This window comes from Pseudomonas sp. LBUM1641 (assembly GCF_059716235.1).
This window is the reverse complement of sequence record NZ_CP166815.1, coordinates 2457553-2481134: the sequence shown is the minus strand read 5'-3', so window position 1 is coordinate 2481134 and position 23582 is coordinate 2457553. Positions and strand designations below refer to the sequence as shown.

At 55.5% G+C, this 23582-nt stretch carries 20 protein-coding genes and 3 pseudogenes; 5 read left to right on the top strand and 18 right to left on the bottom strand.

The features are described 5' to 3' along the window. Nucleotides 1-28: 28 nt before the first annotated feature. A complete protein-coding gene (locus ACA046_RS11465) occupies nt 29-454 on the bottom strand; it encodes a VOC family protein (protein WP_046054868.1) in 426 nt (141 codons plus the stop codon). A gap of 124 nt (nt 455-578) precedes the next feature. Here ACA046_RS11465 and ACA046_RS11460 point away from each other — a divergent pair, with 124 nt between their 5' ends. Beyond that, nucleotides 579-1457, top strand: a complete 879-nt coding sequence (locus tag ACA046_RS11460; protein WP_459027746.1) for a LysR family transcriptional regulator — start codon at nt 579-581, stop codon at nt 1455-1457. Between the two features lie 251 nt (nt 1458-1708). Further along, nucleotides 1709-3088 carry a tyrosine-type recombinase/integrase gene (locus ACA046_RS11455; RefSeq protein ID WP_497676538.1) on the top strand — a complete coding sequence of 460 codons (1380 nt, stop codon included), beginning with the start codon at nt 1709-1711 and terminating at the stop codon, nt 3086-3088. Nucleotides 3089-3551: 463 nt separating this feature from the next. Here ACA046_RS11455 and ACA046_RS11450 read toward each other — a convergent pair whose 3' ends face one another. From ACA046_RS11450 to ACA046_RS11385, 14 genes and pseudogenes are all read right to left on the bottom strand, one after another. Further along, the gene (locus tag ACA046_RS11450) at nt 3552-3677 is read right to left on the bottom strand and encodes a hypothetical protein (protein WP_497677069.1); all 126 of its coding nucleotides are present in this window, start codon (nt 3675-3677) and stop codon (nt 3552-3554) included. Between the two features lie 180 nt (nt 3678-3857). Further along, nucleotides 3858-4011 (bottom strand): annotated as a pseudogene (locus ACA046_RS11445) (IS66 family transposase); the annotation flags it as partial. A 175-nt stretch (nt 4012-4186) separates the two neighbouring features. Then, nucleotides 4187-4531, bottom strand: a pseudogene (locus tag ACA046_RS11440) (arginase family protein); the annotation flags it as partial. Between the two features lie 126 nt (nt 4532-4657). Further along, on the bottom strand, nt 4658-6049 hold the full coding sequence (locus ACA046_RS11435; RefSeq protein WP_497676537.1) for a spinster family MFS transporter: 1392 nt from the start codon (nt 6047-6049) through the stop codon (nt 4658-4660). Nucleotides 6050-6087: 38 nt separating this feature from the next. Further along, nucleotides 6088-7179, bottom strand: a complete 1092-nt coding sequence (locus ACA046_RS11430) for a flavin reductase (RefSeq protein ID WP_497676536.1) — start codon at nt 7177-7179, stop codon at nt 6088-6090. A gap of 100 nt (nt 7180-7279) precedes the next feature. After that, entirely contained in the window at nt 7280-8887 is a 1608-nt protein-coding gene (locus ACA046_RS11425; protein ID WP_497676535.1) for an AMP-binding protein, read from the bottom strand. A gap of 95 nt (nt 8888-8982) precedes the next feature. Continuing rightward, entirely contained in the window at nt 8983-9933 is a 951-nt protein-coding gene (locus ACA046_RS11420) for a hydroxymethylglutaryl-CoA lyase-like TIM-barrel protein (protein WP_497676534.1), read from the bottom strand. Between the two features lies 1 nt (nt 9934). After that, complete coding sequence (locus ACA046_RS11415) at nt 9935-10963, bottom strand: LLM class flavin-dependent oxidoreductase (protein WP_497676533.1); 1029 nt, start codon at nt 10961-10963, stop codon at nt 9935-9937. Nucleotides 10964-11208: 245 nt separating this feature from the next. After that, nucleotides 11209-12195: an Ldh family oxidoreductase gene (locus tag ACA046_RS11410; protein ID WP_497676532.1), complete on the bottom strand. Its 987-nt coding sequence runs from the start codon at nt 12193-12195 to the stop codon at nt 11209-11211. 62 nt (nt 12196-12257) lie between these two features. Next, a complete protein-coding gene (locus tag ACA046_RS11405) occupies nt 12258-13625 on the bottom strand; it encodes a DUF1329 domain-containing protein (RefSeq protein WP_497676531.1) in 1368 nt (455 codons plus the stop codon). Nucleotides 13626-13697: 72 nt separating this feature from the next. Further along, nucleotides 13698-15566: a DUF1302 domain-containing protein gene (locus ACA046_RS11400; protein ID WP_497676530.1), complete on the bottom strand. Its 1869-nt coding sequence runs from the start codon at nt 15564-15566 to the stop codon at nt 13698-13700. A gap of 183 nt (nt 15567-15749) precedes the next feature. Further along, entirely contained in the window at nt 15750-16820 is a 1071-nt protein-coding gene (locus ACA046_RS11395) for a helix-turn-helix domain-containing protein (RefSeq protein ID WP_497676529.1), read from the bottom strand. 95 nt (nt 16821-16915) lie between these two features. Continuing rightward, nucleotides 16916-17932 carry a Rossmann-fold NAD(P)-binding domain-containing protein gene (locus ACA046_RS11390; protein WP_497676528.1) on the bottom strand — a complete coding sequence of 339 codons (1017 nt, stop codon included), beginning with the start codon at nt 17930-17932 and terminating at the stop codon, nt 16916-16918. Nucleotides 17933-18117: 185 nt separating this feature from the next. Continuing rightward, the gene (locus ACA046_RS11385; RefSeq protein WP_497676527.1) at nt 18118-18426 is read right to left on the bottom strand and encodes an acyl-CoA dehydrogenase C-terminal domain-containing protein; all 309 of its coding nucleotides are present in this window, start codon (nt 18424-18426) and stop codon (nt 18118-18120) included. 206 nt (nt 18427-18632) lie between these two features. Here ACA046_RS11385 and ACA046_RS11380 point away from each other — a divergent pair. Further along, nucleotides 18633-18971 (top strand): annotated as a pseudogene (locus tag ACA046_RS11380) (type 2 periplasmic-binding domain-containing protein); the annotation flags it as partial. A 402-nt stretch (nt 18972-19373) separates the two neighbouring features. On the opposite strand, the gene ACA046_RS11375 reads toward ACA046_RS11380, so the two are convergent. After that, complete coding sequence (locus tag ACA046_RS11375; protein WP_497676526.1) at nt 19374-19808, bottom strand: Rossmann-fold NAD(P)-binding domain-containing protein; 435 nt, start codon at nt 19806-19808, stop codon at nt 19374-19376. Between the two features lie 553 nt (nt 19809-20361). Between ACA046_RS11375 and ACA046_RS11370 the strand changes: the two genes are divergently transcribed. After that, complete coding sequence (locus tag ACA046_RS11370) at nt 20362-21252, top strand: LysR family transcriptional regulator (RefSeq protein ID WP_497676525.1); 891 nt, start codon at nt 20362-20364, stop codon at nt 21250-21252. Between the two features lie 463 nt (nt 21253-21715). Beyond that, nucleotides 21716-22180: an AMP-binding protein gene (locus ACA046_RS11365; RefSeq protein WP_497676524.1), complete on the top strand. Its 465-nt coding sequence runs from the start codon at nt 21716-21718 to the stop codon at nt 22178-22180. Nucleotides 22181-22421: 241 nt separating this feature from the next. On the opposite strand, the gene ACA046_RS11360 is transcribed toward ACA046_RS11365, so the two are convergent. Together ACA046_RS11360 and ACA046_RS11355 are read right to left on the bottom strand one after the other, a co-directional pair. Further along, nucleotides 22422-22871: a MarR family winged helix-turn-helix transcriptional regulator gene (locus ACA046_RS11360; RefSeq protein WP_497676523.1), complete on the bottom strand. Its 450-nt coding sequence runs from the start codon at nt 22869-22871 to the stop codon at nt 22422-22424. A gap of 62 nt (nt 22872-22933) precedes the next feature. Then, nucleotides 22934-23539, bottom strand: coding sequence for a TetR/AcrR family transcriptional regulator (locus ACA046_RS11355; RefSeq protein WP_497676522.1), 606 nt, complete (start codon nt 23537-23539; stop codon nt 22934-22936). Nucleotides 23540-23582: the final 43 nt, after the last annotated feature.

Sequence of the window (23582 nt, the reverse complement as noted above, 5' to 3'; positions counted from 1 at the left end):
ATGGCACAACACTGTTGTGCCAACTTTCTTATTTTGCGAAGAGCTGGCTCATATCCTTGAACGCCTTGAATTCAAGGGCATTGCCACAAGGGTCAAACAAGAACATGGTGGCTTGCTCGCCGACCTGCCCTTTGAAGCGAATGTAGGGTTCGATCACAAACTCTGTGCCAAAAGACTTCAAGCGCTCGGCCAGCGCCTCCCATTCTTCCCAGCCCAAGATGATGCCGAAGTGCGGAACAGGTACGTCGTGGCCGTCCACCGGGTTGCTATGGACGCTTTCCTGGGAAGCGGTTTTGGGGTGTTCGTGAATAACCAGTTGGTGGCCATAAAAGTTGAAATCCACCCACTGATTGCTGGACCGACCTTCTTCCAGGCCGAACACTTCGCCATAAAATGTGCGTGCACCAGCGAGGTTATAAACGGGGATTGCGAGGTGGAAAGGCGAGAGGCTCATCAGAACTCCAATACAGTTTTTTGTTGGTAACGGACGGTGTGTCGTGGGACAGGCTCATCGTAGGGCGCGTTACAAAACAAAAAAATCAATATAAATTTCTTAGAAACACAATTAATATTTATGAATGATCAAAGAACTCAAAACACTCATCGCCGTTGCACGGGAAGGTACGTTTGCCGCTGCCGGGAATAAAATCGGCCTCACCCAAGCAGCCGTGAGCGCCCAGATCCAGCGTCTGGAGGCCGAGCTCGGCTTTGAAATATTCGACAGGAAGGGACGCTCAGCCCACCTGAACAGGATGGGCCATCAAATACTCCTGCAAGCGCAAGAGCTGCTTCGGCTTTACGACAATCTGGGCACCACCACGGTCGGACTACCTGCGAACGTTTTGGTAAACATCGGTGCAATCGCTTCCGTACAGCGATCCTATCTTCCAGATGCGCTTGCCAAGTTTCACCAGCAATGCCCGCAATGTAGAACACGCGTAATTCCGGGGCTATCGATGGAGTTGGTGAACCTCGTGGATGCCGGCGAGATCGACATGGCCGCAATCATCCGCCCACCCTTCTCGCTCCAGAGCGATCTGCGCTGGACAACGCTGGCACTTGAACCTTACCGACTGATCGTTCCGCGTGAAGTACCCGGAGAAGACTGGTCAGAACTACTTTCCAGCCAACCGTTTATTCGGTATGACCGATCATCATTTGGGGGACGGCAGGTGGATCGCTTCCTGCGCCAGATGCATTTCACTTTGCGTGAAGTCTGCGAACTGGATGAACTCGAGGCGATCATCAAGCTGGTGGAAAATGGCGTTGGTGTAGCGCTGGTACCGCAGACAGCAATACATCAGGAATGGCCAGAGGCTGTAAGAGTACTCGACCTCGGACAACACACCTTTCATCGTGATATCGGGCTGGTACACCGGTCTCGCCAAAGCTTTACCGAACCTGTGCGGATACTGGCTCAGCTTATTATTGACCATGTAAAGACCGACACTGAATAAACTCGGGCAACAAAAAAGGGCCGCGAGATAAAATCTCGCGACCCTTTGAATTGTATGGTCGGGACGGAGTGATTCGAACACTCGACCCCTAGCACCCCATAAAGGTGAATTGCAGTCCAGCAGTGTCCTGCAAAATCCGAAGGCCATCACCAACCCCTGTAAAGACTGGGTATTTTCTATATCGGTATCCGTTAGCATCCGCTCAAAGCTCATCTCAATTCACTACCAATTCACTACCAAGGATACTAGCCGTGGCCAATCTCACAGATAAGGCGATGAAGGCAAAGCCTGGCCAAACTCATAAATGGATGAGTGAGGTAGCCATTTGGGGTCATGGCTCACTGCTGGCTCGAATCACCCCCGCAGGGGATCGCCTTTTCTATTTCCAATATTCAAGCGAAGCAGGCAAGCGATACGCCTTGCCAATTGGCACCTACGGGCCAGGGGACGATGACGCGACCATGACGCTGTCGGACGCACGACAGAGAGCAATGGAGCTGGCAAGCCTACACAAGACAGGCATCAAAAATATTCGTGAACACCTTGAGTCCATAGAGGCAGCACGCATCGCTGAGCGTGACGCCAGACTGGCAAAACTGGACGCTGAGAAAGCGACTGCCGCAACGGAGCTGGCACGCCATGCCGCGCGCAAGAGTGTGACTGAACTATTTGAGCACTGGGCGAAAATCGACCTCATCAATCGTAAGGATGGCGGCGCCGAGGTGCGCCGAATGTTCGAAAAAGACGTACTGCCTCTGCTTGGCAGCATCGCAGTAGCAGACGTGAAAAAGGGTCACATCACTGAAGTAACCGATGCAATGCTGTCTCGGGGTGTTAACCGTGCGGCAAAAATCGCGTTCTCTCTCGTGCGTCAAATGTTTCGGTTTGCTGTGGATAGGGACCTCATCGAGCACGATCCCAGTGCAGGCATTCGCAAGGCCAAAATTGGTGGTAAAGATGTGGAGCGTGATCGGGTCTTGAATGATGACGAAATACGTCTTCTCTACCAAAAAGCGCCACAGGCGGGCTTATTGGTCACCACCGAAGCCGCTATCTGGATTGCCCTCTCAAGCTGCTGTCGTATCGGTGAGTTGCTGAGCAGCAAGTGGGAGGACATCGACCTCGAGCAGAAAACCTGGCTAATCCCTGGAGAAAATAGCAAAAATGGTAAGCCACACGTGATTAGCCTTTCCGGGTTCCTGATAGAGCAATTTAAGCGCGTCCAACAGGTCAACGGCAAATCGACCTGGTGCTACCCCAACACAGATAACAGCGGTCCGGTTAGCTCTAAGACTGTGACCAAACAACTCGGCGACCGCCAACGTCAGCCCGAACAAGGAACCATGAGCCGGCGTAGCGCTAAAGCTCAGGCCCTTCTACTGCCAGGCGGTAAATGGACGCCCCACGATCTTCGCCGTACAGGTGCAACACTGATGACCGCCCTAGGCATACTGCCCGAGGTAGCTGAGCGCTGCTTGAACCACACTGAAGACAACAAAATGAAGCGAATTTACCAGCGCCACAGCTACGCCGACGAAATGGCCACTGCCTGGAATCTGCTAGGTGAGCGCTTGGAGGCGCTAAAAAATACCAATCCGAGAGATCACTCGCAACCGATTCCATCAACGTGAGTTGATAGGGCTTTTTATCAGCGCTGGCCCTGCGCTGACCAAAGCTTGCGCCACGAAGTATCAACTGAGCCAAGACTGCGGGAGGCATCCCGCCGATCGGCTCAAGGCTTCAAACCGTAGAGGGTGCGTTGTTGGCCGGACGCGCTAACAACGAATGCGAGATGCATTTGCCGATAGCCTCGACTCGTGACACCTGGGTCAGGACTTCGCTCGTCGATGCTTTTCGCATTCACAAGCACTGTAGCCAGGGAGAATACTATTGTAATTTCTTGGTTTGGCTTTTTCCTGCATGAGAACGCATCTAAAATTGTAAGTCTCGGTTTGACTGGCAGTTTTCCATTCGGTGTCCAGTAATTCTAAGCCGATCTTTATAGCCTTTCACGAAGTGTCTACAGGTCAACCCTCAGGTGGGTCACATGCATCTGGTCGCGGGCCTGTGCGAAGGCGATGTTACCGAGCTCGGTCAGCGTGCCCGGGCCGTTAACGGAATAAATGCAGGTTGCCGCGCCGTGCTTTTCTGCGCTTGTACCCGAATCCATTTGTGGACGAGGTTTGCGTTGAGACTATGGCTGAGGACGACGCTGGCAATCGAAGCGCCAGGTTGCGCGCACTCTTGAATGACCCGGGCCTTGAAGAGTTTGGAATAGAACAGCGTGTTGGCTGCATGAAATACCTGCTTAAAAAGCTAGAACTGGTGCCCACTCAAATTTTGGTGCACACCATGTCTTGGCATTTCGGGGCTGGGTAGATGACTTGGCCGGACGGTTACGGAGAACTGGCTGGTGGAATAGGCCCAGACGTAAGCACGATGCGTTTTCTTTGTGCCAGGCGTCAGCATTTGTACCGGTTTCGTCCGCGTGAACGACGCCGTACATCAGTACGGCATCGCGCAGTGCATCAACCAGCGGCTGTAATTGCAAACCTCACTTGCCTTGCAGCCATTCCCATAAGCTGGTTGAGCGGGCTCAATGCAAGCTACCCGTCTCAACTATTTACAAGTGGTATTGCGGCTTAGTATCTAGGCGATGTCATCTCTCGACGTTCGCTAGGCGGAAAAGTGAAAGGCTCTTCATCGCTGTTGAGGTGTCTCCTGTCAGCTCATAATTTATGTCGAGCCGCATAGAGGCAGATCATTTCCATGGCGAGCGCCGCCGCCAGCGCCGTGATTTCAGCATGATCATAAGCTGGGGCCACCTCGACCACGTCCATGCCTATCACATTGATCCCGCGTAGGCCGCGCAAGATCTCGAAGGCATGGAACGTAGACAATCCTCCACATACCGGAGTGCCGGTACCGGGTGCAAATGCCGGGTCCAGGCAATCGATATCAAACGTCAGATACACCGGGTGATCCCCGACTCGCTCACGAATCATGCGGGCAACATCTTGAGCGTTGCTGGTGTTGGCTCGCCGAGCATCCACGACCTGGAAGCCCATCACATCACATAGTGATCAGCCATGATAATTTCTAGGTGCCTGACGAAGGACGAGGCCGGTGCAGCAACGCCTGGGTTTCGAGCAGCTCGTAAAGCTGGAAGTGCATTTCCAGTTCGTTAAGCAGCAAGTCCGTCATCGAGCTTCTCTACAGCAAGCAGCTGAAGTAGATGTCGAATCAGCCTCGATGGAATCGGTTGGGCGCTCGCCAAGATTGCGTAAATTTATGCGCATGACGTTTGTATCCGCGACGTAAAAACGCGAAGCCATCAGCAGCGCCAACAGGGTCACCAATAAAGCTGCGGGAATAAGCAGCATCGCGTCGTGTAGGCCCTGCGCTTTGAATGTCTCGTTCATGACGCTCACGCCGGCGGCAAGCATTGCTAGCTGCGCGAAGTGATCAGATAGCAGGCCCACTGCGATCGGGCCGAGGCCGCCACCCAACAGATAAAGCGCAGCGAAGAACAGCGCCATGGCTGTCGCGCGCAGACGCGGTTCGATGACATCTTGAACAGCAGTGAGCGCGCAGGTAAAAAAGCTATAGGAAAACAACCATCCCACGCTGAACAGCACCACAAACAATCCCACCTCGATGCGCCCCAAAAACAGTGCCGCACTGCAGAAAATCGCCGCCACAAGCATGCTAAAGGCCGCAAACAGCAAGCGGCCCTTCTGCCACCGATGATGGATGTAGTCAGCCAGCACGCCGCCGAAGGTCAAACCCACCATGCCAGTTACGCCAACGATAATTCCGGTCGCCACCGCCGCGCTTTCCAGCGGTAGCTCAAAGTAACGCTGCAGCATCGGCACCATGAAGGAGGAGCAGGCATAGGTGGCAAAGTTGAACGTCAGGCCCGCCAATACCAGCCAACGGAAACTTACAATTGCTAGAATTTTGCGTAACGGACGAGATACCGGCGGCAGATCCACTGCTGCGTTATCCGCCGCGCCGCGTGCTGGTTCACGGATAAAGAACAAGCAGATCGCCAGAACCAGCCCAGGAATTGCTGCGATAAAAAAGGGCGCGCGCCAGCTGTCGAATGCCTGCACCATCGCCCCAACTGTGAAGAAGGCCAGTAGTAGCCCCATAGGCAATCCAAGCATAAAAAAACCCATCGCGCGACCGCGTCGCTGGCTGGGAAACAGATCACCGATCAGCGAACTGGCTGCCGGTAGATAACTGGCCTCCCCCACGCCGACACCCATGCGTATCAACAGAAAGCTCCAGAAACCGCTGGCCAGTCCCGTCGCAGCGGTGAGCGCACTCCACACGGCCAGACCCCAACCCATGATTGTGCGCCGGGATCCGTTGTCGGCCATGCGTCCCAGCGGCAGGCCCGCCAGCGCATACACCACTGTAAAAGCAGTACCGACCAGCCCCAGTTGAAAGTCGCTCAAGTCCCAAGCCAATCGCAAAGGCTCGACGATGATTGCCGGAATCGTGCGATCGAAATAATTGAACAAGTTGACTACAAACAGTAGAAACAGAATGCGCCAGGCGTTTTTGGCTTGAGTTGTCTCGTGCATGGGAATGTCCTTTTTATTGTTCTAACACCCGATGGCATTTAATTGTTTTGAAAACCCAGTTGTTGAGACAGGTTATTGGCGGCAGCGATCAACGCTTTCGGCACTTCACCTAGCCAGTCAGAACTCAGCCGTGTTGCGCTGGCGGCTAACGTCAATGCCATGATCATTCGGCCAGAGGTATCGCGCAGGGGAACACTGAAAGTGTGCACGGGGATTTTGTGCAACAACGAAGGCGCGTTTCCGACCATACGGGCCAAACCGTGCTCGATCACTTGCGCGGCGTCATCTGCAAACCGCTGGCGGCGGCTCGCGAGGTCTTCGCCTGGAATCGAAAATTGCCGCAGGTCTTCCTCGATAAAGGCCTTTGTGACCGACTCAGGTAAAAACGCAGCAAAGGCAAGGCCGGTCGCTGATCGCGTGATCGGCATCACCAGACCGCTGATGAGTTGATCACTCACCGCATGGCTGGAAGGTTCCCAGTGCAACGCGGTAGGACCATGATTGCCCCATACCGACAGGCATAGGGTATGTCCGCCCAATAGCTCCGTCAGCTCGGGCATCGCCGCCCGAACAACGTTGATCGCCTCCATGGCCACAGGCTGCAATTCATTGGGCTGAAAGTAACTGGCCTCAAGATCGCAGGAGTGGGCCACCATGTAACGTCCGGCACTGAACGCCAAGGGCCGACGATTGCCGTGGCCCATGCGCTCGACACGACCGATGTAGAGCATGTGGTCGCCGCTCGGGTAAGCCGCCACTTGAACACATTCCAGATAAGCGGATACGCCATCGAGAATGGGCACATCCCCCAGTCCGCTCTGGTGCACGATCCCTTCGAACTTGTCTTCGCGCGATTTGGCAAAATTATTGGAAATGCCGATCTGGTCGTCTGCAAGGATATTTACGGTAAACCTGGGACTGTCGCGAAAAGCGCCAAAGCTCTTCGCCGTCAACACTTGACTCCACAAAACCAGAGGCGGCTCCAGCGATACGGTATTGAACGAGTTGGCGGTAACACCATGCGCGATGCCGTCCGCGTCACGGGTGGTGACAACTGTTACGCCGGTGACAAAGGTACCGAAGACATCGCGCAATTCGCGGCCTTCGAAAGGCGCACTGGAGATTTTCATAAGTCTGCCTCGCTTGCAGAGATTTTTCCGGGGGCGAAGTACGCCGTGGCGGTCGAAAAATTCGCCGCCAGGCGTGTTCGCGATATCACAAGGTCAGGCGTTAGCGCGGCACTTCGAAACCGTGTGCAACGTGGTCCCAGGTATCACCGGTCAGCCCTTCATCGCGGAGAGCAACTTTGCGCACTTTGCCGGTAGGCGTACGCGGCATCACCGGCATACGGCGGTAATAACGCGGCACCATGAAGCGCGGCAAGTGCTCGACACAGTGTTTAAACAGCGCAGCAAAGTCGAAGTCTTCGCTACCGGCACTTTCGAACACCACCATCACTTCGCTCTCCCCCACTTCGGAACGCACGGCAACAGCAGCTGCTTCGTGAATGCTGGCAAAGGTTGTGACTGCTACCTCGAGTTCCTGGGAAGAGATGTTTTCACCCCTCCGACGCAGTGCGTCCGACTTGCGATCGTGGAAATAGATAAATCCATCGTCATCCATCGATCCCATGTCGCCTGTGTGCCACCACAGGTCACGCATGCTTTCCAGTGTTGCCTGCGGATTACCTAGATATTCCTTGAGCATGATGTTGGGCATGCGCGGCCGGTAGACGATTTCGCCAATCTCGCCAGCAGGAAGCGTGCGGCCGGAGTCATCATGGATTTCAATGATCGAAGAAGCTGTCGGCTTGCCCATCGAACCGATTCTGCGTCCCCGGAGAGGGTTGTAGATGACGTTCTTGATTTCGGTCTGTCCATAGCCTTCGAGGACGTGCAAGTTGAAACGCGACTCGAAACGATACAGTACATCTGCCGGCGCCGGCGCGGCAAAAACCCGAGTGACCTTATGCTCGCGATCCAGCGACGAAGGTGCGGCCGAGAGCAACATGTGCAACATCGAACCCAACGCATTGAATTGAGTAGCGCCGGAGGCACGCACCTCATCCCACAGGTTGCTCACGCTGAAACGTGGCGACAGAATGATCGCCGCACCAGCGTAAATGGCGGCGGCGCAGGTGGTGATCTGAGCCATCCCATGGAACAACGGCATGCAGGTATAGAGGCGATCACGCGGCGTCAGCTCAAAGGCTTGAGCACTTTCACGGGCCATGACCACCCCTTGCAAGTGCGGCGCTACTACGCCTTTGCTCTTACCTGTGGTGCCGGAAGTAAAACCAATGGCGCACGCATCGCTGGGTAACAGAGTCGGAAATTGCGGGGCGTTGCTGCCCTTGGCCAACATCTCTTCCCAAGAAAACACTTGCACATCGCCAGACGGAATATTGGCAGGGACACCATCGACATAAATGATGGTGCGCAGCCCGGCAGGCAACTCGCCCATGGTCAACAGCAAGTCGCCCAGACGCGCTTCAGTAATCAGAATGGTCGCGGCAGAGTGCTCAAGGGTGTACTTCAGAAACGGGCCCTTGTAGGCAGTGTTGACTGGAACCTGAACGCTACCTGCGCGAGAGGCGCCATAACAGGCGAAGAGGTATTCCGGACGATTGGTCATGAAAATAGCCAACACATCGCCTTTCGCTACTCCGAGCCCCATCAACCCCGCTCCGGCCTCCGTCGCGCGTTGGTCGAGCTCGCTGTAGGTGGTTTCTTCACCATTGAACACCAATGCGACATTGTCCGGGGCATAGGCTGCGCGGGCAGCTATGAGACCACCCATAGTGCCGCCACCAAGATCCTGTAAGTCGTGTCGATTCATGTTGATTACCGTCTTTTATTATTGATCTGTTTACAGCGGATCAACGAATTGACCAGCTGCGTGCACACGTTTTTTATACCGGCGAATAGCCCGCTTTAGTCGCGGTTCCAACTGAACGAGCTTTGCGCTTCTTTGAAAGCCTTCAGTTCCAAGGCGCTGGCAGGCACCTTGCCAACTTTTCGGGTGAAGCCCTTTTCCCGGCCACCCAGCAGATCGTTTAGCCAGTTGGCGGTCGCAATCAATGCGCTCAAGTCAATGCCGGAGTCGACGCCCATCAAATCAAGCATCTGCACCGCGTCTTCCGTACAGACTCCTCCCACTGACGCGCCGGGTGCTGCCGGATGCCCTCCAGAGCCGGCCAGTGACGTATCAATATTTTTCACGCCCAATGCAATCAGCTCGGCAATGTTAGCCAGGCCCATGCCGCGGCTATCGTGCACTTGGACCCGCAGTTTTTCCACAGCAGTGTGACTCGAGGCGAACTGCACCATATTGCGAACTTGCGGCGGTGCGGCATAACCACAAGAGTCAGCAAGAATCCACTCATCGATACCCATTGCCGTCAGTCGTGCAGCCAATGAGCTGACTTGTTCCGGCCCACGCGGCAACCCGACGGGCCCACCGAACACTGCGATCAGGTAGGTGCCCAGACGAATATCTGCCCGCGCCGCTACTTCTCGCATCCTCTCCAGTTCAAGTAGAGAGTCTTCAATGTTGCGACCGATATTCGCCTTCGCAAAAGCCTCGTCGGCCGCCAGCAAAAACCAGGCTGCGTGGGCACCTGAATCTATCGCTCGCTTAAGCCCGGTAACGTTACCAACGCAGCACTCAAGCGACACCCCTGCCGGACGTTTTACTCGGGAAAAAACCTGCTCGGCATCCGCCAGGCCTGGAACCATCTTCGGATGCACAAAAGATGACACCTCGATCGCCGGAACACCGCAATCAATCAAACGGTCAACCAGGTCAACCTTCTCCTGAGTACTCGCAGCCTGAAATTGAAAGGTCAGTCGGGGCGAAACATCTCGAATATGCACGCGTCCCATATTAAAGTTCCTGCTTCACACGAACTAGAAATTCTTCAAGCGAGGGTTCCCAGAAGCCATCTACCCCTCCGGTGATCAGAAATGCGTCCACGCCCAAGGCCCGGTATTTTTTCAGCGCAGCTATGACGCGATCAGGTGTGCCGACCAGTGCTGCGGAATTGGCAAAGCCGCCCAATAGCTTGACCAGACCGGTCCAGAAGCAGTCATCGTGCAACTCTTCATCAGCAATCGCCATTTGCCGCAATTTGCCAGCCGATTGATCAGTACTGGCTGATCGTGCGAAACGATTGGTGCCTTGCGCTTTCAGGATGGTGTCCTCGGCAGCGCGCGCCAGTTCCCAGGCTTGCTCATCGGTATCGGCAATGAACAAACGCAGGCTCAGGGAGAACTCCGGGCTACGGTCATACTGCTCGGCAGCTTTTTTAATCCGGTCGATTCGTTCCTGAGTGCCCGCCAAGGGCTCACCCCACAGCATGTAGGTGTCCGCATGCTGAGCACCAAAAGCCACCGCTTCATCGCTATCGCCGCCCATGAATACCGGTACGTGTCCGCTGATGGGCTTCATCAGCTGGCGCACACCTTCGGCTTTATAAAACGGCCCCTCGTAATCGAAAGACTGCGCTTCACTCCAGGCGCGCTTCATCATCGACACATAGTCGCTGGCGCGTTCGTAACGGGTTTCTTTGTCGGCGTAATCACCTTCCCGGTGTACATCCTTAGGTGAGGAACCGGTGACGAAATTGATCGCGAGACGACCACCACCAGCCAGAAAATCCATGGTTCCGAAAACCCGGGCGGCGGCCGCTGGGTGCATAACACCGGGGCGATGGGCGACGATTAGTTTTACCTTTTTGGTCAGAGAAAACAGGTATGAAGACGTGATGAAATTATGCGGCCACAGCGATGAATAACCGCACAGCACATAATCGATGGCCTGGGAGCTTTCCCATTTTTGCGCTTGTTGCGCCAATGTCGGAACACCAGGCATGCCGGGCGCAAAAGGGCTATCCACTGTAAAGATCTTGACCATAATTGCCTCTTAACCTGCACTAGGTTTTATCAAGAGAGGGACTTTGTATCGCCCCGAAAATCGCTGCCAAATGAACAGCACGTATGAAGGACTATAGGCAGCGGCGGCCCTCGTAAATAGGACTCAAAACGACGTGCAGGGGACTTCTGACGACAGCTCTCGAGCGATTTTTACGGCTGGTTTTGCGGACGGTCATGTCAAAAAAACCGATGGCAAAGCATCGGTCTTTACTCACGAATACCGGCTCAGCGAGCGGTGATTTCCAGCAGTTGGGCGTACACGGGATCTGCGACTTCAATCACGTTCGCAGCAAGGCGCTTTGCCCGTTCCGCGTCGGAACGTTCGAAAGGCACCCGCACAGGCAGATTCGGATCAAGCGGACGTGTGGCGCGCAGGCTGTCGGCGTAGTCCGATATGCGTTGCTTGTAGTCTTCCAGTGAGGTCAGCAGCTCGGGGTCGATCACCACCATGAAGAACCCACAGTCGCGCAAACCTTGAGGCGCCGCGGCTGCTCCACACATCATTCCCAATAACTGCACGACCAACGCCAATCCCGAGCCTTTATGCCCGCCCCACACGGTAAAGGCGCCGCCCAATGCCGCTGCAGGGTCGTTTGTCGGTGTTCCTTGCTCATCGTAGGCGCGCCCCTCGGCCAACGGCTGGCCTAGACGCATGCTCAACAACACCTCGGCCAGCATGATGCTTGACGTGCCGATATCCCAGATAATGGGGGCGCCGTTCGAGGGAAAACCGAAAGCAATAGGATTGGTACCGAAGCGCTTTTCAGTGCCTCCTGCGGGCGCAACGATGTGCCCTCCACTCCCGGCAATCATCCCGGCAAAACCGGCCTTGGTGACCTGCTCCAGATAGTAGGAAAACATCCCGGTGTACCAGGTCTCGTTTGCCCCTACGACTGCAATGCCGGTGGCCTTGGCTTTGGCAATGGCCAGATCGGTGGCCCGCTGTGCGACCAGATAGCCGACCTGATCGCCGCCGTCAATTGAAGCCGATACGGGAGACTCTCGTCGGACTTGCATCGGTCGACTCGATTGGGTGCTAGAACGGATGCGCTCGATGATCGAAAGCGCTCTCGGCAACCCGCCATAGGACAAACCACGCAGTTCGCAGTCGATCAAGTGTTCGCCGATTACTGCTGCTTCGTTGGCCGTATGCCCCACAGCTTCCATGGCCGCTTGCACAAGTGCGCGGGCTCCAGGAACGGATAACTTCATGGTGACTCTCCGTACATAGAGGTGTCGTGCCACTTTCATGGTGGCGCGACGGTAAGATGGGATCAGCGAACGCCGGCATTACGCAAGGCGGTAGGTGTGAAGTCACTGGCCGAGAGCTTGAGACCCACTTGAGTGGTGGTCTTCTCTTCATTCGCCATGCCAATGGCGATGTAACGCCCGGCAATCACGTCGTACAAGGCTTCCAGCGCGTAGCTCGGCAACTGCTTATCGTATTGACTAAACGATTGCGCCTCGCCTACTCGCCAAAGTTGACCGCGACCGTCATACAGTTCCGATTCGGAAATCTGCCAAGTGTCTTCATCGAGGTAAAAGCGACGTTTAGCGTAGATGTTGCGTTCGGTCGGTTTCAGCGTCGCCTCCACTTCCCATACCCGGTGCAGCTCATAGCGGGTCAGGCTCTGATTAATATGACCGGCTTTGAGAATGTCTGCGTATTTGACCTGGGGCGATGCCAGATGAAAGTTGTTGTAGGGAATATATATTTCGCGTTTGCCGATCAACTTCCAGTCATAACGGTCAGGCGCGCCGTTGAACATGTCGAGGTTGTCAGAGGTGCGCAGACCGTCCGCCGCCGTTCCCGGACCGTCGTAGGAAATTTGCGGTGCACGGCGTACACGGCGCTGCCCTGCGTTGTAGATCCAGGCCATGCGTGGCTCGGTAACCTGGTTGATCGTTTCGTGCACCAACGATACGTTCCCAGCCAGACGCGCAGGCGCCGTCACTTGCTGCTTGTAGAAATACAGAATGTTGGCCGCTGCGGCCGGATCCAGGTCCGGCATGGCGTCGGGCATTGCCACCTGATCTTCGAAGTTGACGAGCGCATAGCTTCCATCGGTTTGTGGCGTGGCCTGAACTATGCTGCGCTTCAAGGTGCCGCCACGATAGCGAGTGATATGGTTCCAGATCACTTCCAGGCCGTTTTGTGGGATCGGGAAGGCGTAGTAACGGCTTTCGGCGAAGTTGTTCAGGCCTGCCCCGCCCTCCACCAGCGTGGTTTTGAGCGCGCTGATCTTGGCTGCCGCGTAGATTTTTTCGGGTAGCGCGGCGCTACGGCGGGTCGTGTAAACCGGTAACTGATAGCTTTGCGGATAGCGCTGAAACATGGCTAACTGGCCCGGCGTCAGCTTATCTTTGTACTGTGAAAAATTTTGACCGGTGATGGTAAACAGCGGTTTGTCACTTGCGTATGGATTGCCGACAAAACCACCCTGTGACAGTGGCGCCGCATTGATCGGCAAACCACCTGTCCAGCCGGGAATACTGCCATCGGCATTGCCGGCTTTTTCTGCTCCGAGCGGCGTCAGGCTTGTGCCGAGTTTTGCCGCTTCAGATGGCGAAACCGCCGCGAACACACCGCTGGCAAGCAGGGAAAAACTCAAGGCGCCGAACCATTTTATTGTTGTATGCATGTTCATGTTCCTTATTGGCAGAGTCGCGTCGTTGCGAGCCGTCCATGGCTGACATGACGAGAGATGTATCTCTTAGAAATTCACGCCCACGCTGAGCGCGAGAAAGTCGCGATCGGTCAGTGAGTTGTAATCACCGCCAAAAAAATCGGTGTACCCGAGGCTCGCGGTATACGTGTTTTTGTATTCGGCATCGACGCCCACACTGATGGCCTTGGCGCCCTCATTGAACAAGCCGTTAGGCCCATAGCCATCGACGTCGTGCGACCAGGATACGTTCGGGCGCAGGTTTACGCCGGCAAAGACGTTGTTGTAATCCCACACCCCACGCACGCGGTAACCCCATGAATCGCGGGTCACAAATCCCTTGTTGCCATACTCGGCGTTCTGCACAGGATCATCGGGTATGCCGAATACAACATCACGGCCGTAGCGAAGGTTGTGCGTACTTTCCAGCCCGCCGACATGGGCGTAGCCCACCTCTCCCACTACCGTCAGGCGTTCGGCACCCATCACTTGATCAAAGAAATGGGTGAAGGTGGTTTGCAGCTGAGATATTTCTTTGCGGTTATAGCCTTTGTTGTAGGCACCTTCAGTGGACGCTATAGGCGATGCCGTTCCGCCCGATAGCGGGTTGAGCAACGCCCGCGCGCCATCCACACTGTTCAACTGCAGCGGTGCGTTGGGCCTATAACTGAATTCACCCGACCAGGCAGTGCCGGTGGGCAACGTTGTGGAGAAACTGACGCCGTAGAGCTTGATGTCTTCCGGGTACTCCAGAAAATATTGACCATTGCCCAACGCAGCGCTTTGCAATAGCCCGGAAGTGGCACTGGCCAAGGCCGCGCGCGTAGCCGCAGGCACTGCCGGATTCCCCAAACAGTTCGCAGGCAAGCCCTGACTGGTACATACACCGCCGGCAACAGCGCCAGCACGATCGACGATTCCTGTAGCCGTCTGGGTGGAAACAAACGGTGTACGGCTGTGGTAATTCATCATGTAAAAGCCGTAATCCACTGCATCCGTCTGCCAGCGCAATGCAAGCCCATACTGGCCAGAATCACGTGCATCACGATCGCCGCCACGGGGTATCGAAACCCCCTCACTGTTGACGTCGAAACCGATCCCGTTTGCTGCGGCTATTGGCTGAAGGGGTGCAACGCTGGGGCTGCCGACGCGGTTATTGCCCGTACAGCCATCGGCTGCCACATCGGTGGTCGCGAAGAAGGTCCCACAGTTATCAGTAACGGTTTGATCCCACTCAAGTTGGTAGAACCCTTCCACGCTAAAGTCTTCGCTGACTGCCTGTGACAGGTAGATCATGTTGACCGGAATCAGACCTTCCTTGATTTCCGCACCAGGACGGCGAAACGCTGATACGTCAATAGGATTGATGCTGTTGATCGAGTTACCGATAAAGGTACTTTCTCCCCAACTGACGACCTGCTTACCTACCCGCACACTGCCGGGCTCATCACCGATCGAATAGTTGTGGTAGACAAAGGCGTCGAGAATCTGTGCGCCAGACGACTTCGCCGCTTCCTTGCGATTGTGGTCGTCGATATTTTTGAACTCTGTGTCCTCATCCTTGAGTTGAAAGTCGTACCAGTATTTGCCTCGCACGAAGACACCGGTGTCGCCGTATTTCAGCTCAAGGTCGTGGATGCCCTTGAAGATTTTCGAGAAGGTTTTCCCACGTTTGAAATTCAAGCGGCCGTCATCGCCCGTGGCCGAAAAACCCCGCCCACCGTTATTGATGCCCACCAAATCCTGATCGATTTTTGCAGTGCCCCAACTGGTACCCACAGAAAGAGAAGAGTCGATCTGACCTTCGATTTCTCCGATGTCAAAGTTGACTGCATAAGTGGGCGCGCTAAGGCCCAGTGCTATGGCTATTGCTAATATGCTCGGTGGAAAAATTCCGGGCCGTATTGTTGTTGTCATTCGGCTCTCCTGATTCGCTGGAAACGCTTGCAAGGCACGTTCTTTCCGTCGCCGACAAGGCGCGCAAGAACGTGTCTCGAAGATAGAGTCCGAAAAAGGGACTCACTAGGACATTTGGCGACGCGCAGGGGACTTTAGACGACAGCGCAGGAAACCCGCGGAGAGGGGCAATATACTTACGATTCAACCTGGAATAGGCGCTTGCCGATCAAGGCGATAGGCGCTGGGCGATTGCCCGGCCCAACGTGTAAAGGCTCGTGTAAACGCACGACGCTCAGAGAAACCGAGCCGTTCGCTGATAACTTCCAAATCAAGATGGGTTTCACGTAGCAGTAAACACGCCATCCGATAGCGCAGGCGTGCCTGCAACTCCGCGAAGTTCTGATGCTCTTCCTGCAGACGCCGTTGTAGCGTTCGTACATGTAACCCCAGCAGTGCCGCACTTTCGTCAACACCCTGAGTGAGCAACACGGGGCGGTCCAGAAACAGACGCTCCAGCTGCCCAGCCAGCCCACTGCGCAGGGCTAGTTGGGACATACGCTGCGCGATGCGTGCTTCAGCCTGTCGATGTAGCTCAGGAAAACCGCCATGCAGGGGACGATCAAGCAGCTCGCGGCGAAAGACAATAGCGTCCACCGGCTGGTCGAACAGTACCTCGCAGCCAAAGAAACGCGTGTAGGCTGCAACGTGGGCGGGTGAAGAATGACGTACCATGACGCGCGCTACCTGCCCCGATCCGAGTAAGGAGTTAGTCAATTTGAACACCGAGGCCAGCCAGGCCTCAGTGAAGTACATCGTTGGACCTGGCAGGCCGGAACTGCGACCCATGTGAATGCGCAACTGCGCATGATCGCCTGACTCATGCAGCGTGACCCGCAATGCCTGGCTCATCAGTTCACGCACCCAGTCGAACACTCTCACCGCGTCGCGCAAGCTGGAACCGGTGGCAACGAAGGTCTCGATTTCCGGGACCGCGTCGAAGGAAAAAACTTCGCCAAAGATAAATGGAAAGTGCTCATCCTTCGCCCTTTGAACGCAGGCATCAATCAACTGCCTGGATTGCTCAAGCGTGATAGTCACTTGATTGGAACTGCCGCTGTTCAACTCGATACCGACTTGCGCCAACACTGAGTTGATCGAAAAACCACAGCGGGCGGAGGCTTTGATCCAGCTCTGCAAAGGAACAAAAGATACCAACGCCTTCATCGACACCGGTGCTTCAAGCGCTGGATTGTTTTCGGAATGTTTTGGCATATCGCCATACTAAAGAACTTGCGAGGCAGAGGCCAGGCATCTCCAGTGACGAAATATCGGCATTGGTATCTGGTGAGTGACAGAGAAACATTCCTCTACACTTTGGTTGACTTCCAAAACGCCACCGTCTGTTCAAGCGCTATATTCAGAGGCGTCGCCACAATGCCGGTCGCCTTTGTAAACTGCGCCCCGCTTGCCTGGAACGGCATGTTGAATTGATAGAGCATTTCTTCACGCGCCTTGACCACCGGGTTGAACCACCCTAGTACCTCCAGAAGCCATGCGGGCACCGCAATTGTCTTGCGCGTCGCGTCAGGGGGCAGGAAATTCTGTTTGTCCAACTCATTGAACAGTGCCGATGCCAAATCCATTGCCGCCAAATCAGTGACATGGGGCAAAATCCAGGAGCGATCAAGTAACTCATGACGGTCGGTCAACGCCAGCAGTGCCAACGCTCGACCGAAGTCCGGAGCGAAGGCCCACGCATGGCATAACGTCGGATTGCCAACGAAACGTACGGGTTTGTTCTGTAATACCGGATCGATGAACCACGAACCGAATACGCTTTGCCTCCCCGCACCCGGACCAAAATATTGGGAGCCTTGCACCGTTGCCCACTGCAAACCATGCTCCTGCTGCGCAGAGCGCATAAGGTTGAGCATGTCTTTACGCAACTGACCTTTTTTACTCGGCGGTATCTCCTCGCTCTGCTCTGTCAGTGGGCCAGACACTGGCGCTGCGTATGCATAAAGATTGTCTGCACAGATCAATCTCGCCTTGCTAGCCAACGCCGCAGCGATGGCATTGCGCTGAATGACCGGCAACTTGGCCAGCCACTCGTGATAATCGGGAATTGCGCTGTGCACAATAGCGTGCGCTCCCGCAGTGAACTCAAGCACGCTGTCGGCATTCAGCGCGTCGAAAGCGTGCCAGCTCAAACGTCCTTGGTCGAAGGCCGCTTTTACCGCCGGCGGTACCCAGGCGGGTGGTTTACCGCGCGTATTGCCCATGCGGATTTGCACGTGAACCGCAGCGCAATCCGTGGCCAATGCTGCAGCGGTCCACAAACCGAGAGGGCCAGAGCCCATCAACGCAAAAACAGAAGGTTTCATAAGTAGCGCCCAAGTAGAGAAACAACCATGCTATTACACCGTTTCCAGTGGATAAATCGCGCTTTTGCGCTGACTGTCGAAACCCTTGATTTCTAATTGGATGACCCGTACTCAATTCTATGGAAATCGTGCTGGCAGTGGCCGACACCGCCGATGAAATAACGCAGGTGCAATTTGCTCGGCCATCAGAACGCGAAATCTCCCTCATCCACTGCCATCAGGCAATCAGCACCGCCCAATAAGCTCTCACGGTGACCGCCGGCTCTCGGCAGTACGCTACGCAAATAAAAATCGGACGATTGCGGCTTGGCACGATAGAACGCAGACTCGGCGGCGCCCTCGGTCAACGCTGTGTTAGCGCGCACTACGGCATGCAGCCACAGACCGCCGAGCAGCACGTAGCCTGAGTAGCCTGCAAATCCACAGATATCACGCCGATTTTCTGCACATCCCGCTGTTACCTTGCGACAACTCCTTCCCCCAGCGCACGCCATTCGACAACTCGTTGTTGCACGACGTCAGACATTTCTTTGAGCGATGCCCGTGAGGCCGCCGCTTCGACATGCACCGCAAGCTCATCGATCAAGGCTTCAAGCTCCGCAACACCATCACCCACCACTTAGCGCCGAACGAAATCGAGCGCCTGAATACCGTTAGTGCCTTCGTATAGCGCTACAACCGGCTCGCCTGGCACAACGAAACACTGCGAGTCGCCGTGCGCAAAGGGCATCCTCAGGTCACCAACGTGTTGGCGCTGGAGCATTTTCTAGCGCTTCGTCACCTATGGATGAGCGGTGGACAAACACGCGGGGTGATCGATCAATGGCTGGGCAAACAGGGCCCTGCACGGCAGATTGTCTACACAACACCTAATTGTTTGCAGGCCGCGCACCTTGTCGCCAACACCTACTCGAGTATTGTTCTGCCGACCGCATTGGCCCTAAACTTTGCGGCACTGTTACCTCTGCGGTTGTTTGAGCTGCCGTTCAACGTCAGCTCGTTTCTTCTTGAGTTCGTCTATCTCGCACAACGTCGATAGGAACCGGCGCTGGCGTGGCTGATAGAACAAATCCTCGAAATTCGGCCGACCTGATTCGCTCAGTCATTCAATACAAAGGTCTAAGGCCCTCTGCTTCCATTTTCGCGACCGTCGTACTGCATCCCGCTGGCAGTCGCGGCCTGGGTTGCGCGTGAATTTTTTGGGCGGCCTGATGGCCGCCTTTTTCCGTTCTAGCGGTGAATCCAGCTTACAGTTCACCCAACTGCAGGTGCGAATGTGTCGTTGAACACAAGGGCGCAGTAATTAGCGCTCGTGACAGAGTGTACGGTTAGCCTTCCAGAACGCCACCGTCTCCGGGACGGCGGTCTCGATAGGCGTCGCGTTCAAACCGATGGTAGCAGTGAGCTGCGCTCCACTGGCACGAAACGGCATGTTGAATTGTTAGAGTATTTCTTCACGAGCCTTCACCACCGGGTTAAGCCAGCCCATCACTTTCAACAGCCAAGTCGGCACGGCCGACGCTTTGCGGGGGCAATTGGCCGGTAGAACATCCTGGCGTTCCATCTCATCGAACAGCGCCGCAGCCAATTCCAATGCCGGCAAATCGGAAACATGGGGCAAAATCCAGGATCGATCCAGCAGGTCAGTGCGGTCGGTCAAAGCCAGCAATGCCAAGGCTCGACCAAAGTCCGGGGCATAGGCCCACGCGTGAGGCAAATGCGGGTTGCCCATAAAGCGCACTGACTTGTTATGCAATGTAGGCCCGATAAACCGCTCACCAAATACGCTCTGCCGGCTCGCCCCCGGTCCGAGATACTGCGATCCCTGCACCGTAGCCCATTGCAGAGCTTGCTCACGTTGGGCGATACGCATCATGTCGAGGACGTCCTTACGCAACTGACTTTTTTGCTCGGAGGTATTTCACTAGTCTGTTCGGTCAAGGGTCCGGATATCGGCGCCTCGTAGGCGTAGAGGTTGTCGGCGCAAATCAATCGGGCGCCGCAGGCTAATGCCGCAGAAACGGCATTGCTCTGGATGATCGGCAATTGGCTCAGCCACTCGGGGTATTTCGGAATAGCGCTGTGCACGATAGCGTCCGCCCCCCCGGGCGAACGTGTGCGCACTAAAGGCGTACCAGCTCAACCGTCCCTGGTCAGACGCCCATTGCACCACCGGTGGCACCCAGTGCGGCGGCTGCCCCCGTGTATTACCCAGGCGAATGTGTACATCAGTGAATGCAGGATCGGTGGCCAACGCAGCCGCTGTCCACAAACCGAGCGGGCCGATGCCCATTAATGCGACTACGAAAGAGTTCACGCAAAACTTCCGAATGAAATGAGCCATCATGCTATTGCACGCTTGCCAAAGGATAAATTACCCCTCAGCATGAGGTATCGAAACCTGTGGTTTCTAATCATAAAGGCAAGTTATGGATCGCTTGCAGGCAATGACGGTGTTCGTGAAAGCCGCAGACTTGGGTTCGTTCGCTGCTGCAGGGGCGGCGCTGAATATCTCCGCTCAGATGGTTGGCAAATACGTCAACTCGATTGAGGAACGTCTGGGCACGCGTCTGCTCAATCGTACGACCCGTCGCCAAAGCCTGACCGAACTGGGCAAGCAATATTATGAGCGGTGCAAGATCGTGCTGGCGGAAGTGGACGCAGCCGATGCCATTGCCCATGTGCAAGCCGCCGCACCTCGCGGCCGACTGCGCATCAACGCACCCGTCACGTTCGGGACCTACAGCCTGATGCCGGTGATCAGCCGATATTTGGAAGCCTACCCAGACGTTCAGGTGGATCTGACGCTCAATGATCGTTTGGTGGACGTGATCGAGGAAGGTTACGAAGCGGTGATCCGCATAGGAACCCTGGCGGACTCCAGCATGATGTCGCGACGCCTGCAACCCTATCATCTGATTGCCTGCGCCGCGCCCGCTTATCTGGCGCGTTGCGGCACGCCCGCCACACCCGAGGCACTGGCCGACCATAACTGTCTGGGGTTTACTTATGCGGCACGTCCGTCGGTCAAAGAGTGGCCTTTCATGGCCGGCGATAACCAGCACATCGCTCAAGTACATAACCGCTTTCAGGTCAATGACAGTCGCGCACAGTTGGCTGCTGCACAGGAAGGTATCGGCATCATCCTGGGCGCCAGGATGATGTTGGCCGAAGACCTGAGCAGCGGCCGCCTGGTGCAGCTGTTCCCGGAATACGAAGGGCCGGCGTTGCCAGTCCATCTATTGTTTCCCGGCGAACGTCGCCTGACGCCCAAACTGCGTAGTTTTGTTGACCTGATGGTGCAGATGCTCGGCAGTTAGACCCTGCCACGCTGCTGCAGCGATTGTTCGAGCCAGCTTTGGATCTCGGCTTGTTTCGCCCCGGGGGCTAGTATACCGAACGCAACGCCAGGATGACTCGGCGCTGGACTGTATGGTCTGGCAGAGCCCGACGCTAAATCCCCCTCGACAAACCAGGCATTCCTGCTGCATGTCCGACCTTGTCATGCATTCTGATTATGGCTGCGATGCGAGCTCGCGCCTACCGGCGTTCTACGGTGGCTCGCTCCCAGTGACTCCAAACGCAGAATCACTGTCGCTATCACGAGGCCTCGAGCCATGAACCGAGTCAGAAACCATGAGTTTCCATATTCCCCCGAAGAACGCATCCTTTCAAAACTGCTGACCCATGTCGCCGACAGCATAATCACAAGCCTTTTCTGCACGTTGACGGAAGAACCTACTCCATCCAGGAAACTTAAAGCAGAAACCCGTCAGTCGCTCGTTGACTGCTTGCACTGGGCGTGACGCCACAGGCACCGGTGATGTTGATGCTGGACAACTCGGCCGAGTTCGTTTTTCTTGGTTTGCCCTCAGCCTGATCAATGCGGTCTGCGTGCCGATCAATAGCGCCTACAGCGGCGACATGCTGCCTTATGTCACTTGCGATGTTGAATCGCGCCTAGTCATTACCACTGCAGCCCAAGCCGCCCACTTTGCTGACCTCGCTCTGGGTCAACGAGGTTTGCTCGAAACGATCGTGATTTGTGGGGCCCATGAGAATGTCGCTGGTATGAAGTCGATCGAATGGGACGCTCTCATGATCGAAGACGGTGCCACGGCGACTATTCCGTCGAATCCCACCGACACTGCGTTTATCTGTTACACCTCGAGTACGATAGGCCCGTCCAAGGGCGTGATCCTCATGAAACATCGCGCCCACGACTCGGCCCTTCGATTGGTAGCCTAAAGCTGTTCTCCAGCACAGATGCTTGAGCACTCACCGCTCATGATGTCGTTGCGGGACATGCACTTGCCGTCTGTTTGTAGAATTTAATTGCGATAATGACAAAAACGTAACTAAGCATCTATTTTGTCGAATTAGAAGTCATCCGCAAAAGTGATCCTTCCGGAGAACGTGCTGTTCATGTGCGTTAGGACTTTGCCCCTGCTCAATCCAGGCCCTTCAAGTAAAATTCGATACTCCCCCCTTAAGAAGTATGTGCCGATTTAACTCCCACCACTTTTTCCAAAAGACTCTCCAAACACTCCAGTTCCTCCACTGTGAGGCACTCAGTGAATTCATTCATGGCGGCGGCCTCCATCGGCGGGAACATCGATCTCAATGTTTCGCCTTTATCGGTCAGCATCAGACGCACCTGGCGTCGATCCTGACCGTCCTGAATGCGAACGATCAATCCTTTTCGTTCAAGACGATCAAGCATTCGCGTCGTCGAGGCACTGTGAATGGACAGATGCCGGCACAGAGCTACCGCCGTGTCATCGCCGCGACCAACAATCCTCAGCACTTTGAGTTGTGCAGCGGTGATGCCTAGAGGCATCAGATGCCGATCAAGCAGCCGATCTTTCAGCGCGGCAGTCTGCCCAAGCAATATTCCGAGGTGAACTGTCTTGAAACTGGCGGCGGAAAAGTTGGCCATGTGTTCCCCTCCTCCAATGCATGGGTAGATCGTTGTGGCGCTTCCGCGCCGCGCTGAGTCAATCAGCTGTCGGGCACCAGAATCTTTTGTATGGCAGGGCCGATGATCCTCACCAGTTCTTCAGATTCTGCGGCAACCATCATCGGTACCCCAATGATGCGTCGGCTGACCACCATCCCTACAAGCAAGGAAGCCGCGAGGCCGGATCGCAGCTTGGCTTCAGGTTCGAGATGCTCGTGAGAACCACCCAGCAATCGCGATTGAATGAAGGCGCGTAACTGATCCCGTGCATGGTCATTAACGAACGCGCCACGCAGCGTGGCCATCAATGGTTCCGATTCTTCGGGGATGCCCTCCCACGCCGTAAGAAAAGCGCGCACGACCCGCTCGCCCAGGTGTTCGTCCGGCCCTTCATAGAGCGCGTCGAAACGCTCCAGAGCAGACGCCGGGATTGCCATCACGGCAGCGAAGAGTTCGTCCTTGGAGCGGAAAAACTGCATCACTTGAGCCACATCGACCCCCGAGTCAGCGGCGATCAGACGGATAGTCGTGCCGGCAAAACCGTCGCTGGCAAAACGCGCACGCGCTGCTTCGAGCACTAGATGCCGCGTGCTATTGGGACCTGGCCGACGCCCACGACGCGTCGCAGGAGTGGTTTCTTTCTTCATAGTCATATCCAAATTATTACGAAACATCGCCAATATCAACGAG

Coding starts and splice junctions, on each gene's coding strand:
- ACA046_RS11465 (WP_046054868.1), bottom strand. CDS start 454: ATGAGCCTCTCGCCTTTCCACCTCGCAATCCCCGTTTATAACCTCGCT.
- ACA046_RS11460 (WP_459027746.1), top strand. CDS start 579: ATGATCAAAGAACTCAAAACACTCATCGCCGTTGCACGGGAAGGTACG.
- ACA046_RS11435 (WP_497676537.1), bottom strand. CDS start 6,049: ATGCACGAGACAACTCAAGCCAAAAACGCCTGGCGCATTCTGTTTCTA.
- ACA046_RS11430 (WP_497676536.1), bottom strand. CDS start 7,179: ATGAAAATCTCCAGTGCGCCTTTCGAAGGCCGCGAATTGCGCGATGTC.
- ACA046_RS11425 (WP_497676535.1), bottom strand. CDS start 8,887: ATGAATCGACACGACTTACAGGATCTTGGTGGCGGCACTATGGGTGGT.
- ACA046_RS11420 (WP_497676534.1), bottom strand. CDS start 9,933: ATGGGACGCGTGCATATTCGAGATGTTTCGCCCCGACTGACCTTTCAA.
- ACA046_RS11415 (WP_497676533.1), bottom strand. CDS start 10,963: ATGGTCAAGATCTTTACAGTGGATAGCCCTTTTGCGCCCGGCATGCCT.
- ACA046_RS11410 (WP_497676532.1), bottom strand. CDS start 12,195: ATGAAGTTATCCGTTCCTGGAGCCCGCGCACTTGTGCAAGCGGCCATG.
- ACA046_RS11405 (WP_497676531.1), bottom strand. CDS start 13,625: ATGCATACAACAATAAAATGGTTCGGCGCCTTGAGTTTTTCCCTGCTT.
- ACA046_RS11400 (WP_497676530.1), bottom strand. CDS start 15,566: ATGACAACAACAATACGGCCCGGAATTTTTCCACCGAGCATATTAGCA.
- ACA046_RS11395 (WP_497676529.1), bottom strand. CDS start 16,820: ATGCCAAAACATTCCGAAAACAATCCAGCGCTTGAAGCACCGGTGTCG.
- ACA046_RS11390 (WP_497676528.1), bottom strand. CDS start 17,932: ATGAAACCTTCTGTTTTTGCGTTGATGGGCTCTGGCCCTCTCGGTTTG.
- ACA046_RS11385 (WP_497676527.1), bottom strand. CDS start 18,426: ATGGCGTGCGCTGGGGGAAGGAGTTGTCGCAAGGTAACAGCGGGATGT.
- ACA046_RS11375 (WP_497676526.1), bottom strand. CDS start 19,808: ATGATGCGTATCGCCCAACGTGAGCAAGCTCTGCAATGGGCTACGGTG.
- ACA046_RS11370 (WP_497676525.1), top strand. CDS start 20,362: ATGGATCGCTTGCAGGCAATGACGGTGTTCGTGAAAGCCGCAGACTTG.
- ACA046_RS11360 (WP_497676523.1), bottom strand. CDS start 22,871: ATGGCCAACTTTTCCGCCGCCAGTTTCAAGACAGTTCACCTCGGAATA.
- ACA046_RS11355 (WP_497676522.1), bottom strand. CDS start 23,539: ATGAAGAAAGAAACCACTCCTGCGACGCGTCGTGGGCGTCGGCCAGGT.